Below are 13,009 nucleotides of genomic sequence, written 5' to 3'. Positions count from 1 at the left end.
GATGGCACCGCGAGAGCGCGCGTCGGAGCAGGCGCGAGAGCCGCCGTACGAGCGCGCGCGGGAGCGAAGACGAGAGCACGCGACGGCACGAGGGAAGGCGCGAAGTTGTACGAGGGCGTGGTTCAGGACCTGATCGACGAGCTGGGCAGGCTGCCCGGCGTCGGGCCCAAGAGCGCGCAGCGGATCGCCTTCCACGTCCTGCAGGCCGACCCGACGGATGTCCGCCGCCTGGCGCAGGCGCTGCTGGAGGTCAAGGAGAAGGTCCGGTTCTGCGTGGTCTGCGGCAACGTCGCGGAGTCCGAGCAGTGCCGGGTCTGTCTGGACCCGCGGCGCGACCTGGCGGTGATCTGCGTGGTCGAGGAGCCCAAGGACGTCGTCGCGATCGAGCGCACCCGGGAGTTCCGCGGCCGCTACCACGTGCTGGGCGGCGCGATCAGCCCGATCGAAGGCGTCGGCCCGGACGACCTGCGGATCCGCGAGCTGCTCGGGCGGCTCGCGGACGGCACGGTCACCGAGCTGATCCTGGCGACCGACCCCAATCTGGAGGGGGAGGCGACCGCCACCTACCTGGCCCGGCTCTGCAAGCCGATGGGTCTGAAGGTCACCCGGCTGGCGAGCGGACTGCCCGTCGGCGGGGACTTGGAGTACGCCGACGAGGTCACCCTCGGCCGGGCCTTCGAAGGGAGACGACTGCTCGATGTCTGACCACACCCGCGCGGACGCGCACTCGCACGCCCGGCACCCGCACACCCAGGCCGAAGCCCCGGACGACTTCGCGGTGCAGATCGCGGACTCCGTCGAGAGCTTCGTGCTCGCCGTGACCGAGGTCGCCAAGGGGGACGAGCCCGGCAGTGCGATCTCGCTGCTGCTGCTGGAGGTCTCCCAGCTGCTGCTGGCGGGCGGGAGGCTCGGCGCGATCGAGGACGTCCTCCCGGAGGACCGCTTCGAGCCGGACGCCGGCCCCGAGCCCGACGGGGTCGAGCTCCGCGAGCGGCTGGCCGAGCTGCTGGCGCCGATCGACGTGTACCACGAGGTCTTCGACCCGTACGGTCCGCCCGCGCGCCCGAACGCCTTCCGGATCTCGGACGACCTGGCCGGTGTGGTGAACGAGCTGCGGCACGGGCTGACCCACTACCGCGAGGGGCGGGTCAGCGAGGCGCTGTGGTGGTGGCAGTTCTCGTACCTGTCCAACTGGGGTTCGACCTGCTCGGCGGTGCTGCGGGCGCTGCAGTCGCTGGTCGCGCACGTGCGGCTGGACAGTCCGATCGGCGCGGCGGTGGAGGGCGCGGACACCGATGACGACGGGCTGACGGACGAGCAGCTGGAGCAGCAGGCCGGCGACCTCATGGCAGCCGAACTGGGCCTCTGAGCCGTGCCCCGGGGCGCGGCGGGTGCGGCGGCGGGGCGCCCGGAGAGTGTGACGAAGAATTCATGGATCGTCCGGCCGGAAAAATTCGGAGCCGATCGGCCGCGGCCCCGGTAATTCTTGTCGGCCACCGGGAGCGGGCCCGAAGACCTGACGAAAGCCGCTGACCACCAGGCGATATACGCGTCTCAGCATTCGGAACCCAGCTGAGGTGCCGAAACCGCTCGATAGACTGGCTCGGACCGCAGAAGGGGCCACCCAGTCCCCCTGAACGACACAAGTCGAGGAGCGCACGTGGGCCTTGTCGTGCAGAAGTACGGCGGCTCATCCGTTGCGGATGCCGAAGGCATCAAGCGCGTAGCCCGCCGAATCGTCGACACCAGGAAGGCCGGCCATGAGGTCGTCGTCGTGGTGTCCGCGATGGGCGACACGACGGACGAGCTCATCGAACTCGCGGAACAGGTAACCCCGATTCCGTCCGGCCGCGAGTTCGACATGCTGCTGACCGCTGGAGAGCGGATCTCCATGGCACTGCTGGCCATGGCGATCAAAACGCTGGGTTTCGACGCCCAGTCCTTCACGGGCAGCCAGGCCGGTGTCATCACGGACCAGGTCCACAACAAGGCGCGCATCATCGACGTGACGCCTGGCCGGATCCGCAACGCCCTGGAAGCGGGCAACATCGCGATCGTGGCCGGATTCCAGGGCGTGTCGCAGGTCTCCAAGGACATCACCACGCTCGGCCGAGGTGGCTCGGACACCACGGCGGTCGCCCTCGCGGCGGCGCTGGAGGCCGAGGTCTGCGAGATCTACACCGACGTGGACGGCGTGTTCACCGCCGACCCGCGCGTGGTGAAGAAGGCCCGCAAGATCGACTGGATCGGGTTCGAGGACATGCTGGAGCTGGCTTCGTCCGGCTCCAAGGTGCTGCTCGACCGGTGTGTCGAGTACGCCCGGCGCTATAACATCCCGATTCACGTACGCTCATCCTTCTCCGGGCTTCCGGGGACGATTGTGAGTGGGACCAACCCGACCAAGCCCGAAGGGGGCGAAATGGAGCAGGCGATCATCTCCGGAGTCGCCCACGACACGTCCGAGGCCAAGGTCACGGTCGTCGGCGTGCCCGACAAGCCGGGAGAGGCGGCCCGGATCTTCCGCGCCATCGCGGATGCCGAGGTCAACATCGACATGGTGGTGCAGAACGTCTCCGCCGCGTCCACCGGCCTTACCGACATCTCCTTCACCTGCCCGAAGACCGAGGGCCAGAAGGCGATCGACGCACTCAACCGGGTCCGTGAGGGCATCGGCTTCGAGTCGCTCCGCTACGACGACGCGATCGGCAAGATCTCGCTGGTCGGCGCGGGCATGCGCTCCAACCCCGGTGTCACCGCGACCTTCTTCGAGGCGCTCTCCGAGGCGGGCGTGAACATCGAGCTGATCTCCACCTCGGAGATCCGCATCTCGGTGGTCACCCGTGCCGACGACGTGAACGAGGCTGTCCGGGCGGTGCACACCGCCTTCGGTCTGGACAGCACCACCGACGAGGCCGTCGTCTACGGCGGCACCGGCCGATGAGTGGTAAGCCCAACCTCGCGGTCGTCGGTGCCACCGGCGCCGTAGGGACCGTGATGTTGGGCCTCCTCTCCGCGAGGGAGGACGTCTGGGGCGAGATCCGGCTGATCGCTTCACCGCGGTCGGCCGGCCGCCGGCTGACCGTACGCGGTGAGGAGGTCGAGGTCGTCGCGCTCCGCGAGGAGGCGTTCGACGGCATCGACGTGGCGATGTTCGACGTCCCCGACGAGGTCTCCGCCCAGTGGGCGCCGATCGCGGCGGCCAAGGGTGTCGTCGTGGTGGACAACTCCGGCGCGTTCCGGATGGACGAGGACGTGCCGCTGGTCGTCCCCGAGGTGAACGCACCGGCGGCCAGGCTCCGCCCGCGCGGCATCGTCGCCAACCCGAACTGCACCACGCTCACCATGATCTGCGGCCTGGCCGCGCTGCACGCCGAGTACGGGCTCAGGGAACTGGTGGTGGCCTCGTACCAGGCCGCCTCCGGCGCCGGGCAGTCCGGCGTGGACGTGCTGCGCGACCAGCTCAAGCAGGTCGCGGGCACCGGCGTCGGCGAGCAGACCGGCGACCTGCGCGCCGTGATCACCGACAACGGCCCGTTCCCGGCCCCGCTGGCGCTGAACGCGGTGCCCTGGGCGGGCTCGCCGGCGGCGGACGGCTGGTCCTCCGAGGAGCTCAAGGTCCGCAACGAGTCCCGCAAGATCCTCGGAATTCCGGACCTCAGGGTCTCCGCGACCTGCGTCCGGATCCCGGTGATCACCGCGCACTCGCTGGCCGTGCACGCGGTCTTCGAGCGGGAGGTCAGTCAGGAGCACGCGCAGGACATCCTGCGGGAGGCACCGGGCGTCGTCCTCTACGACAACCCGGCGGCCGGGGAGTTCCCGACCCCGAACGACGTGGTGGGCACCGACCCCACCTGGGTCGGACGGGTGCGCCGCTCGCTGGACGACCCCAACGCGCTGGACCTCTTCCTCTGCGGGGACAACCTGCGCAAGGGTGCCGCGCTGAACACCGCTCAGATCGCCGAACTGATCGCGGCGGAGCTCAGCGGCTGACGCGCTGCGGCCGAGGCACTGTGGCTGCGGCGCTGCGGCTGCGGCATGGCGGCTGACGGGTCGTCCGCTGCGCTGTCCGCGCCGGGTGAGTCCCATGGTGAGTCCCATGGCAAGTGCCGTCCTGTGGAATCGGGCGGTCCGGATCCCCCTCCAGGGCACTGGAGGGGGATTCTGCGTGTGCGGGAGAATGTGCCTCCGGCCGGGCAACCATGACAGGGGAGCGAGTGTCCAACAGGCGTGGCGAACGTAGTGGGGGCGGTCTCCGTGGTGCCCGTGGCACCCGTGATGGTGGTGTCGGCGGCGCCGGTGGTGCCTGTGGTGCCCGCGGTGTCGGTGTCCGTGGTGTCGGTGTCCGTGGTGCCCGCGGTTTCGGTGGTGCCCGCGGTGGCTCCGCCGTCCCTAGCAGGGTTGCTGGTCGATAGCCGGATGGGCACGGCCGCAGAGGACGCGGCGGGAGCCAGCGTCGACCACCTCACCGAGACGTACCAGGCGCACTACCGTTCCCTGCTGCGCCTGGCCGCCCTGCTCCTTGACGACCTCTCGACCTGCGAGGATGTCGTCCAGGAGGCGTTCATCCGGGTGCATGCCGCCCGCCGCCGGGTCCGCGAACCGGAGAAGACCCTCGCCTACCTCCGGCAGACCGTCGTCAACCTCTCCCGCTCGACGCTCCGGCGGCGCATTCTCGGCCTGCGCCTGCTGCCCAAGCCAATGCCTGACATGGCCAGTGCAGAGGAAGGTGCCTACGATGCGCTGGAGCGCGACCAGTTGAAGAACGCTCTGCGGGGGCTGCAGCGCCGTCAGCGGGAGGTGCTCGTCCTGCGCTACTACGCGGACATGACGGAGGTGCAGGTGGCCGACGCGCTGGGGATCTCCCTCGGCTCGGTGAAGGCGTACGGATCGCGCGGCCTGGCCGCCCTGCGAGTCCTGATGGAGGCCAAGGATGACTGACGAGCGCATGCCTGGCGAGAGGCGGGCCGACGGATACGCGGTCGACGGACACGCGGCCGGTGACGGAGCGGTCGGAGCCGGACCGGTCGGCGAAGATGCCGCCGGTGCCGGGCGGAAGCCGCAGCGGCCTGAGGGTGCTGATCGACTGTCAGACGGCCGGAGCCGGACCGGCGACGAGGCGGGCGAGCTCCCGCTACCGGAAGGCGGAGCGGTGGCCCCGGGGCCGGGTGCGGCCGAGCCGCGGCCGGACACGGGGGGAGCGGAGCAGGCCCCGCCCGGATCGGGCGAGGAGCTGATGGAGCAACGGCTCCGCGAGATGCTCCACCGCTCCGTCACCGAGGTGCAGCCGGACCCCGCCGCGCTGCTGCGCATCCGGCAGGCGGTCCCGCGCCGCCGGGCCCGGCACCGCAACCTCTGGACAGGTACGGCCGCCGCCGCGCTGCTCGTCGTCGCCGCCGTACCGGCCATCAAGGGCGTCCGGCAGTTCGACCTCTCCGACGGTCCGGCCGCCGGCCACACCATCGCGGACTCCGACGGCCGGAGCGCGGCCTCGCCGTCGGAGGACAGCGGGGCGGGCCTCTCGCACCTGCCTCGGCCGACCGGCTCGGTCGGCGGGTCGGGCACCGCCACGCCCGGCACCGCGGCCGGCTCGGAAACCGCGAGCCCCTCCCCGGGGGCGGACGGCAGCCCGGTCGGAACCGCGTCGGTGCCCGACTGCGAACGGGCCGACCTCGGTGAGGGCAGCTCCCACCTGGCCGCGGCGGACGGCAGCGGCAAGGTGTACGGCTGGTTCACCGTGCTCAACACCTCCGGACGCAGCTGCGAGCTCACCGGTCCGGGCACGGTCGAGGCCAGCTCGGTGGGGGGCGGTGACCCGGTCAAGGTCAAGGTGGTCGACCACGTGGCCGGCGACCCGGCGGTCGGCCTCCCCGACCCCGCCCCGGTGCCGGTTCCGCTGGTGCTGCCGCCGAAGGGCGGCTACCAGGTCCGCTTCGGCTGGGTACCGGACTCGCAGTGCCAGAACGCCGGCGGCGGTGCCACTCCCGGCGCACCGGCCGGCGCACCGGCCCCGCAGGCACCCCCCGCGGCCGCGGCCGCACCGGGCGCCGACGCCTCTCCCCAGGCCCCGGCGCCCACCAGCGCGGCCCCGAGCCCCAGCAGCTCCCCGCCGCCCAGCACACCGGCGGGCATCACGCTGGCACACACCCCGCAGGCCGGCGCGCCGGCCGCCGCGACCGCCGAGGTCAGCGGCGCCTGCACCGGGACGGTGTACCGCACCGCTCCGGAGGCCGTCCCGGCAGCCACCCCGGCGCCGCCGTCCGGCAGCCCCACGGCGGCGCACACCGGTCCGTAGGCGGTGGGCGAAGGAGGCCGGCGGAGTGAGCGGTACGGCCCCGCCGGGGGCACCGTAGGCCGCTGAGTCCGCGGTCCGGGGCGCCGGGTCCACAGGCGGGTGCGCCGGACCGCGGACTCGGCGGCTGTCGTGATCCCGGACGCGACGCCCCCCTGGGCACCGGCAGGGTGTGAGGAATGGTTACCGTGGTGGGCGTGTACCGGTTTCTCCTGACTTCGCGCTGGCTGGGCGGCACCGTGGTAGCCCTGGTGGCCATCGCGGTCTGCCTCTGGCTCGGCTCCTGGCAGCTCGGGCGGTTCGAGGACCGGGTCTCCACCCACAAGGACGGCGGCAGCTCGGCCAAGGCCCCGGAGGCGGCCGCCCCGCTGTCCTCCGTACTGAAGGGCGGCACGGCGCAGGTCGGCACCGACACGGTCGGCCGCGAGGTCACCGTCACCGGCAGCTACGACCCCGCGCACCAGCTGCTGGTCCCCAACCGCACGGTGGACGGCAGGAACGGCTACTACGTGCTCACCCCGTTGCGCACCGCGGACGGACCGGCGGTGGCCGTCGTCCGCGGCTGGGCGCCCGGCGCACCGGGTTCCGCCGGTACGGACGGCGCGGCGGGATCGAGCGGTACCGGGAGCGGTGCGGTGGCCGGGGTGCCCGCGGCACCGACCGGCCAGGTCACCGTCACGGGCCGGCTGCAGGCCCCGGAGAACAGCGGCAGCGGCGGTGCGGTGGCCGGCGGACTGCCGACCGGCCAGCTGGGCACGATCAGCCCGGCCACCCTGGTCAACATGCTGCCGTACCGCTCGTACGACGGATGGGTGGCCGCCGACGCCGCGCCGGCCGGGCTCACCGTGGTGCCGACCATCCAGCCGCAGGGCGGGGACGGGCTCAGCCTGCGGGCGTTCCAGAACCTCGGCTACACGCTGGAGTGGTTCGTCTTCGCGGGCTTCGTCGTCTTCATGTGGTTCCGCCTGGTGCGCCGGGAGGCGGAGCTGGTCCAGGACCGGGCGCTGGGCCTCGACCCGGCCCTGGACTGAGCGCTTTCCGGGGACCGCACCGGCCCCGGGTGAGCGGGGAGTGACCGCTACCCGGGGCCGACGGCTCACCGGTCGGCGGGACGGTCCCCGCCGGGCAGGTGCCGCAGAGCGAAGTCGATCTCCAGCCGGAGCTGCTTGATCCGCTCCTCCACCACCAGCGAGCCGTGCCCGGCGTCGTAGCGGTAGACCTCGTGCACCTTGCCGAGCTGCTCAAGCCGCTCGACGTAGTTGTCGATCTGGCGGATCGGGCAGCGCGGGTCGTTGACCCCGGCGCTGATGTAGACGGGCGCCTTGACCTGCTCGACGTAGGTCAGCGGGGAGGAGGCGTGCCAGCGGTCCGGGACCTCCTCGGGGGTGCCGCCGAAGAGGGTCCGGTCCAGCGACTTGAGGGCCTCCATCTCGTCGGCGTACGCGGTCAGGTAGTCGGCCACCGGGACGGCGGCCAGGCCGAGCGTCCAGCTCTCCGGCTGGGTGCCGATGCCGAGCAGGGTCAGATAGCCGCCCCAGGAGCCGCCGGAGAGCACCAGCCTCGACGGGTCGGCGAGGCCGGACTCCACCGCCCAGTCACGGACCGCGCCGATGTCCTCCAGCTCGATCAGGCCGACCCGCTCGCTCAGCGCGTCCGTCCAGGCCTGGCCGTAGCCGGTGGAGCCGCGGTAGTTGACCCGGACGACGGCGAAGCCGTGGTCCAGCCAGGCGGCGGGACCGGCGGCGAAGGAGTCGCTGTCGTGGTGGGTCGGGCCGCCGTGGACCTCGAAGACGGTCGGGAACGGGCCCTCGCCCTGCGGCCGCTGGACCAGCGCGTGCACCCGGCCGCCGGGCCCCTCGACCCACGCGTCCTCGACCGGGACCGACCCGGGCGGTACCGGTCCGGCCGCGCGCAGGACCACCGTGCCGGCGGTGGAGCGCACGGCGGAGGGCTCGGCGGCGGAGGACCAGAGGTACTCGACCGTCCCGTCGGGCCGGGCGGTCGCCCCCGAGACCGTGCCGCGCGGGGTGTCCAGGCGGACCAGCTCGCCCTTCTCCAGGTCGTACGAGAACAGCTCGCTGCGCGCCTCGTACTCGTGCTCCACCAGCAGCGCCCGGGCGCCGGGGCGCCACTGCGCGGAGAGGTCGCCGGGGAACTCCCGGCCCTGGTCGTCACGGATCGCCAGCTCGGTCTCCTCGCCGGTGGCGACGTCCCAGAGCATCGGCTCCCAGCGGCCCCGCCGCTGGTGGGCGACGAGCAGCCGGGTGTCGCCCTCGGCGGGGGCGAAGCCCAGGCAGGAGACGCCGGACGGGTTCCGGCGGCCGGTCACGTCGTCCAGTTCGGCGACGGTGGAACCGTCGAGGACGCGGACCACCCGGATCGCCGAGTGCATCGCGTCGCCGTGCTCGGTGTGCTCGACGGCCAGGAGCGCGGAGTCGTACGAGAGATCGCCGACGCCGCCGTACTCGACGTGGTGGTACAGGGTCTCGACCGTCGTACCGCCGGGGCGGCGCAGGTAGAGGGTGGTGCCGTCGTCGTCGGTGGAGGTGCCGACCACCACCGTGCCGTCGCGGCCGATCGCCAGGCCGGCCGAGTACGCGGCGGGCACCCCGGGGACGGCCTCCTCGTCGGTGCGCCCGGTCTCCCCGGCGCCGTCCGTGCCGTCCTCGCCGCCGGTCGCGCGGGCCGTCGGACCGGCGGTGAAGGGCTGGCGGCGCCAGACGCCGAACTCGTCGCCGTCGGTGTCGTCGAACCACCAGATCCACTCGCCGTCCGGGCTCAGCTCGGCGTCGGTGGTCCCGTTCGGGCGATCGGTGACCTGCCGGTGCCGGTCGGTGGACCGGTCCCAGGCGTAGACCTCGTAGGTGCCGGTGGCGTTGGACACGTACAGGGCCCGCTCGGGGGCGTCCTCGGCCCAGTCCGGCAGCGAGACCCGCGCCGCCCGGAACCTCTGCTCCCACACGGGTACTGCGCTCTGCTGCTCACTCATCCCCCTATCCAACCCGATGCCGGGCGTCGAGCGGAATGCCGGGAGATCCCGGCCGGGGGTCCGCCCGGTGCGCGCTCCGTCCCGGCGGCCGCCCCGCGCCGCCGCGCCGCCGGGGGCCGGCGGGGCGGCGACGAGGGGCACGGGGCAGGAGGGAGGCGGGACCGGGCACCGCGGTCAGGCGGCGGGAACCTTGTCGAGGAAGCCGAGCACCGCGGTGATCCGGCCGTCCTGGTCCACGGTGACGACGTCGAAACCGACCACCAGCGCCTCGGCACCGGCCGGACCGAGGTCCCAGGTGAAACGGGCCAGGTGGTGGTGGGCGTCCACCGGGCCGAGGGTGAAGACCAGGCCGGGGAACTGCGCCTGGGCCGCGCCGATGGTCGCGTCGATCGCCTCCCGCCCCCGGACGTCCACCAACGGGTCGGTGTAGCCGCCGTCCTCGGCCCACAGCTCGTCGATCAGCTTGCGGCGGGTGGGCTGGTCGCTCTCGTTCCAGACGGCGATGTAGCGCTCGGCCACCTGCTGGAGGTCGGTCATCTTCCTGCTCCTTCGGCTCGTTCGGCGATGTCTTCCGGGGCTCTTCCCGGGGCGCTCGCCGGGGTGTTCTCGGCGGTGCGTTCCGCCGATGACACGAAGCTACGGCGGGGTGGGGTGGCGGCGAATCAGTCAGCCATAGGTCATCGCGGCGGCCGGTGTCCGCAGGGGCGTGGGTAGGGTGCAAGTCATGCTGTTCGGGAGGGCGGAGGAGCAGGCGGCTGTCGACCGGCTGCTCGACGGGGCACGGACGGGCCGTAGCGGGACGCTGGTCCTGCGGGGCGAACCCGGTATCGGGAAGAGCGCGTTGCTGGACTACGCGGAGCGCGCGGCACTGGAGAGGCCGCGCCCGGAACCCGGCGCAGGGGCCGAAGGCGCGGTGGCCGCCTCCAGCCCGAGCCCGCCGGCTGACGGGGAGTTCGCGGCCGGCGGCCGGGGGACGGCCGCGGATACGGCGGGTTCGGTGCCGTTCCGGGTGATCCGGGCCACGGGGGTCGAGAGCGAGGCGGATCTGCCGTTCGCCGGGCTCAGCCTGCTCCTGGCCCCGGGGCTCGACCGGCTGGGCGCGCTGCCCGCCCCGCAACGACGGGCGCTGGAAGCGGCGTTCGGGCTGACCGACGAGGCGGCCGCGGGAGCGGCCGAACCCGCGGCCGGCCCGTCCGGGACGGCGGCCCGGACGGCCGACCGGCTGCTCACGGGGCTCGCCACACTGGCCCTGCTCGCCGAACTCGCCACCGACCGGCCGCTGTTGTGCCTGATCGACGATGCCCAGTGGCTGGACCGCGCCTCGGCCGAAGCGCTGCTGCTCGCAGCCCGGCGCCTCGGAACCGAAGGGATCGTGCTGCTCATCGCCGCCCGTGACGGCGAAGGCTCCTTTCCCGCACCGGGGTTGCCCGAGCTCCCGCTCGCGGCGCTGTCCCCGGCGGCCGCGGCCGCCCTGCTCGCCGCGCTGCCGGCGGGCCGGGCCCCGGGGGCGGCCGAGGCGGCCGGAGGCATCGAGGACGCCGCCCGGCTCACCGCCGTCCACCAGCGGGTCCTGGCCGAGGCGCAGGGGAACCCGCTCGCGCTCACCGAACTGCCGGCCGCGCTCGCCGGCGAACAGGCCGGTGCCGTGGGAGCGGTACCGCTCACCAGCCGCCTCCAACTCGCCTTCCACGGACAGGTGTCCAGGCTTCCCGCCGCCACCCAGACCCTGCTGCTGGTCGCCGCCGCCGAGGAGGCCGGGGACCTGCGTGTCGTACTGGCCGCCGCGGCCGTGCTCGGGGCCGGGCCCGACAGCCTGCCGCCGGCCGAGCGGCAGGGGCTGCTCCGGCTCTCGGCCGACGAGCGGGTGGCGTTCCGGCACCCGCTGATCCGTGCCGCGATCATGCAACGCGCCCCGCTGACGCAGCGGTTGGCCGTGCACCGGGCCATCGGTGAGGTGTCACAGGAGGGCGATCGACGCACCTGGCACCTCGCCCTCGCCGCGACCGGGCCGGATGCCGGTCTCGCCGACGCGTTGGAGCGTACGGCCGTACGGGCCGGAGCCCGGGGCGGTCCGAGCGGTGCGGCCTCGGCGTACGAGCGGGCCGCCCGGCTGACCCCGGACCGGGGCGGGGCCACCCGGCGCCTGGTCCTGGCCGCCGAATCCGCCACCGACGCGGGCGAGTTGGACCGGGCCACGGCGCTCGCCGACCGCGCACTGGCCCGTACGGACGACCTTCCGCACCTCTCCGGCCGGGGGCGGCCCCTCGCGGTGGCCCTCCTGGAGCACGTCCGGGCGACCGCGAAGTTCTGGCGCGGCGCCTATCCGGCCGCGTACGAGCTCCTGATGGCGGCCGCGGCGTCCGACATCGAGCCCACGCATGCCGCCCGGATGCTGTTCCAGGCGTTCCACGCCGCCTGGTACCTGGGGGAGGAGCAACTGGCCGCCGTGCTCGACCGGTTGGCCGCGCTGGAGCTGCCGGAGGGGGATCCGGTCGGGCCGCCGGCCCGGTACCTGCTCGCCGCCGGGCTGCCGGTGGTCGGCCGCCCGGCCCCGGAGCCGCCGGAGGTCGGCGAGACGGCGGCCGCGGCCCGGGCTGCTGGTGCGGACGCCATCCGGGACCTGGTCCAGGTCTGCGGTGCGACCCTGATCCTCGGGCGGGACGAGGAGACGTACCGGCTGGCCGCGGAGCTGGTGGCCGAGGCAAGGGCCGAGGGCGCGGTCGGGCAGCTGCCGACCCTGCTGTACTTCCTCGCGGAGGCCGAGCTCTTCCACGGCCGTCACCGGGACGCCGAGGTCACCGCGGCCGAGGCCCTGGCGCTGGCGGCCGACACCGAACAGCGCCAGTGGGTGAGCCAGGTGAGCGGTCTGCTCGCCTACGTGGCGGGGATCTCCGGTGCCGAGGAACGCTGTGCGGAGCTGGCCGCGGCCGCCCTGGAGGGGCCGGGCGCCGCACCGGCGGCCGGCTACCCCTGGGCGCAGTGGGCGCTGGGGCTGCTCGACCTCGGGCAGGGGAGGGCGGGGCTGGCCGCCGACCGGCTCGAACGGCTCACCGGCGGCCAGTTCCGGCACCATGTCTCCGCCACCCGAGCCGTGCCCGACCTGGTGGAGGCGGCGGTGCGGCTGGGTGAACCGGAGCGCGCGGCCGGGCCGTACGAGCGCTTCGCGCGCTGGGCCGAGGTCACGGGCCGGCCCTGGGCACAGGCGCTCCTGCTGCGCTGCCAGGCGCTGCTCGGGCCGCCGGAGCTGGCCGAGTCGGCGTACCGGTCCGCACTCGATCTGCACGAGCGGGACAACCGCCCGTTCGAACTGGCGCGGACCGCACTGCTGTTCGGTGAGTGGCTGCGCCGGGAACGGCGCCGGACCGAGGCCCGCACCAGACTCGCCACCGCCCTGGAGATCTTCGAACAGCTCGGCGCCGGCCCCTGGGCGGACCGCGCCCGCACCGAGCTGACCGCCACCGGCTCCACCGCCCCCGCCGGGAAGGCGGCCGGGCCGCTCGCGGCCCTCACCCCACAGGAGTTGCAGATCGTCCGGCTCGCGGCGCAGGGCCTCACCAACCGGGACATCGCCGCACAGCTGTTCCTCAGCCCGCGCACGGTCGGCCATCACCTCTACAAGGCGTACCCGAAGCTGGGTGTCGCCTCGCGCGTCGAACTCGGCGAGCTGGACGGTGTGTTGACGGGACGCTGAGCCGGGGCGGCGGGCACGACGGGCCGCCGCCAGGGGGCGT

The 13,009-nt window shown here is 73.8% G+C and carries 10 protein-coding genes; 8 read left to right on the top strand and 2 right to left on the bottom strand.

Annotated features, from left to right (window positions below; translation table 11 throughout):
* Window positions 1–105: 105 nt before the first annotated feature.
* The 7 genes from recR to ACSMTC_RS17860 all read left to right on the top strand — a co-directional run bounded on the left by recR (window position 106) and on the right by ACSMTC_RS17860 (window position 7,320).
* Window positions 106–705: a recombination mediator RecR gene (gene recR / locus ACSMTC_RS17890; RefSeq protein WP_436560696.1), complete on the top strand. Its 600-nt coding sequence runs from the start codon at window positions 106–108 to the stop codon at window positions 703–705.
* Window positions 698–1,369: a DUF5063 domain-containing protein gene (locus ACSMTC_RS17885; protein WP_436560695.1), complete on the top strand. Its 672-nt coding sequence runs from the start codon at window positions 698–700 to the stop codon at window positions 1,367–1,369. The genes recR and ACSMTC_RS17885 overlap by 8 nt, the downstream gene beginning before the upstream one ends.
* Window positions 1,370–1,660: 291 nt before the next feature.
* Window positions 1,661–2,941 (top strand): aspartate kinase, encoded by a 1,281-nt coding sequence (locus ACSMTC_RS17880; RefSeq protein ID WP_436560694.1) that lies wholly within the window; start codon window positions 1,661–1,663, stop codon window positions 2,939–2,941.
* Complete coding sequence (locus ACSMTC_RS17875; protein WP_436560693.1) at window positions 2,938–3,990, top strand: aspartate-semialdehyde dehydrogenase; 1,053 nt, start codon at window positions 2,938–2,940, stop codon at window positions 3,988–3,990. Before ACSMTC_RS17880 ends, ACSMTC_RS17875 begins: the two co-directional genes overlap by 4 nt.
* Before the next feature lie 426 nt (window positions 3,991–4,416).
* Entirely contained in the window at window positions 4,417–4,938 is a 522-nt protein-coding gene (locus ACSMTC_RS17870) for a SigE family RNA polymerase sigma factor (RefSeq protein WP_436564725.1), read from the top strand.
* A gap of 295 nt (window positions 4,939–5,233) precedes the next feature.
* Complete coding sequence (locus ACSMTC_RS17865) at window positions 5,234–6,292, top strand: hypothetical protein (RefSeq protein WP_436560692.1); 1,059 nt, start codon at window positions 5,234–5,236, stop codon at window positions 6,290–6,292.
* A 194-nt stretch (window positions 6,293–6,486) separates the two neighbouring features.
* Window positions 6,487–7,320 carry an SURF1 family protein gene (locus ACSMTC_RS17860; protein ID WP_436560691.1) on the top strand — a complete coding sequence of 278 codons (834 nt, stop codon included), beginning with the start codon at window positions 6,487–6,489 and terminating at the stop codon, window positions 7,318–7,320.
* Between the two features lie 65 nt (window positions 7,321–7,385).
* On the opposite strand, the gene ACSMTC_RS17855 is transcribed toward ACSMTC_RS17860, so the two are convergent.
* Both ACSMTC_RS17855 and ACSMTC_RS17850 read right to left on the bottom strand, forming a co-directional pair.
* On the bottom strand, window positions 7,386–9,278 hold the full coding sequence (locus tag ACSMTC_RS17855; RefSeq protein ID WP_436560690.1) for a S9 family peptidase: 1,893 nt from the start codon (window positions 9,276–9,278) through the stop codon (window positions 7,386–7,388).
* A gap of 174 nt (window positions 9,279–9,452) precedes the next feature.
* Complete coding sequence (locus ACSMTC_RS17850; protein ID WP_436560689.1) at window positions 9,453–9,815, bottom strand: nuclear transport factor 2 family protein; 363 nt, start codon at window positions 9,813–9,815, stop codon at window positions 9,453–9,455.
* 187 nt (window positions 9,816–10,002) lie between these two features.
* On the opposite strand from ACSMTC_RS17850, the gene ACSMTC_RS17845 reads away from it, so the two are divergent.
* On the top strand, window positions 10,003–12,969 hold the full coding sequence (locus ACSMTC_RS17845) for a LuxR C-terminal-related transcriptional regulator (RefSeq protein ID WP_436560688.1): 2,967 nt from the start codon (window positions 10,003–10,005) through the stop codon (window positions 12,967–12,969).
* The last annotated feature ends 40 nt before the right edge of the window (window positions 12,970–13,009 follow it).

The sequence above is a fragment of the Kitasatospora sp. HPM-01-4 genome (assembly GCF_051374625.1).
In the GTDB taxonomy this organism is placed as follows: domain Bacteria; phylum Actinomycetota; class Actinomycetes; order Streptomycetales; family Streptomycetaceae; genus Kitasatospora.
The sequence above is the reverse complement of the archived record's forward strand: the minus strand, read 5'-3'. Positions and strand labels throughout refer to the sequence as shown.

Bases quoted from the DNA above. Each gene is read 5' to 3' on its own strand.
- ACSMTC_RS17865 (WP_436560692.1), top strand. From the start codon at position 5,234: ATGGAGCAACGGCTCCGCGAGATGCTCCACCGCTCCGTCACCGAGGTG.
- ACSMTC_RS17855 (WP_436560690.1), bottom strand. From the start codon at position 9,278: ATGAGTGAGCAGCAGAGCGCAGTACCCGTGTGGGAGCAGAGGTTCCGG.
- ACSMTC_RS17845 (WP_436560688.1), top strand. From the start codon at position 10,003: ATGCTGTTCGGGAGGGCGGAGGAGCAGGCGGCTGTCGACCGGCTGCTC.
- ACSMTC_RS17850 (WP_436560689.1), bottom strand. From the start codon at position 9,815: ATGACCGACCTCCAGCAGGTGGCCGAGCGCTACATCGCCGTCTGGAAC.
- ACSMTC_RS17885 (WP_436560695.1), top strand. From the start codon at position 698: ATGTCTGACCACACCCGCGCGGACGCGCACTCGCACGCCCGGCACCCG.
- ACSMTC_RS17875 (WP_436560693.1), top strand. From the start codon at position 2,938: ATGAGTGGTAAGCCCAACCTCGCGGTCGTCGGTGCCACCGGCGCCGTA.
- ACSMTC_RS17870 (WP_436564725.1), top strand. From the start codon at position 4,417: ATGGGCACGGCCGCAGAGGACGCGGCGGGAGCCAGCGTCGACCACCTC.